Origin of the sequence: Flavobacterium cyanobacteriorum (assembly GCF_002251835.1) — a bacterium.
Classification (GTDB): domain Bacteria; phylum Bacteroidota; class Bacteroidia; order Flavobacteriales; family Flavobacteriaceae; genus Flavobacterium; species Flavobacterium cyanobacteriorum.
Genome location: NZ_NOXV01000226.1, coordinates 1 through 1,339, shown reverse-complemented (window position 1 = coordinate 1,339; position 1,339 = coordinate 1). Strand labels below are relative to the sequence as shown.

Here is a 1,339-nt window from a genome sequence, read left to right as displayed (position 1 = left end):
CCCAAAAAAGTCATTAGGAATTTAAGTTGAATTTATTTCGAAGGTTTTATTACAGTTCCATAAACCGGTAAACCATTCTCTGCGTTTCATTGCCAATGATAGCTTTAAGTGTTTTTGATTTCCATTTTTAACGATGTATCCACCAATGGCAAAGACCTGATAGCGCAGTGTTTTCATACGTTGCTCTACTTTGGTATTGAGTACTACTTGTCTAAACAAACTCACCATATTGTAGGCTATCATTACCCAGTTAAGCGCGGCTTCGGTGGCATCAAAACTTTTTAGGTTAAAGCTGTCGAAGCCAAAATCATACTTCAACTCTTTGATTCTGTTTTCACAGTTGGCCCGAAGTTTATACAATTGCCATACTTGCAGGGGTGGCAGGCTAAGATTGGTAATAAAGCAACTGTAGCGGTAGTTGTTGTAAATGCCTTCTTCTTCAAATAACCTGAGTGTTTTGCCTGTTGCTTTAGGCCGTTCAGAGACTTCTTGCCGTACCATGATTAACCGTCTTTCTTTATCCCATAAGGGGCCCTGATAGCTTGTTTCGGCTACTTCTATACCTTGGCCAACCCGCATCCAATTGATATGCCCTGCCAGTTTTTGCTGTATGGGTTTGTATTGCCTGGCGGCTATGATGTAGTTGCTTACGTGTTGGTTTTGTTCCAGATAATCAAATACTTCTTTACTGTAAAAACCACTATCGGCTCTAAACAAGCCTACTTTTTTACCATTAAGTTTTTCGATGGTGTTGGCTAAAAAACTTTGAAAGTTATTGCCGGTAAACGCATCGCCACTGCGCAGCCAAAAATTAGCTACCATCTTGGTTTCTTCTATAAATGCAATTAAAGGGTGATGGCTGTTTCTGCCCGGTTTCTTGGGGTTATAGCCTTTTTTACTGCCTTGTTGATGGCCATATCTTGTAAGTATGCTGGAGTCTACATCCAGCGTGTAATTATCAAAGGAAAGCTGCCCATAAAACCATTGATAAAATGAAGTGAAAATTTGGTGGTTGGTAGCCAAAGTATGCTTGCTGAAAAATCTGCCAAATGCTTTGTTACCTGCCATTTGCTTAAAACCCCAGCACTGTTGTATCACTTTATCATGGCGGGTAATTTCGCAATGTTCAAACCGATTGGCTCCACACCATATACTGGTCATAAATTGTTTGATCAGCTGATTAGCGCTATACCCCCTGTTAGAGCCTTGGGTGGGCAACGGTAATTTATCTAATTGCTCATCAAAGCCCATCCTGTCAAGCATCTTTTTTAGCAACATAATGCCTGACCAGGGGCTCACTTCTTTATCGGTAAATGATAGCTGTAAATCCATAGTGTAA

The 1,339-nt window shown here is 40.5% G+C and carries 1 protein-coding gene; it reads right to left on the bottom strand.

Features of this window, described 5'->3' with window-relative positions; genetic code table 11:
- Positions 1-21: 21 nt before the first annotated feature.
- A partial coding sequence (locus CHU92_RS05890) for an IS1380 family transposase (protein WP_243389560.1) occupies positions 22-1,339 on the bottom strand: 1,318 nt, incomplete at its 5' end.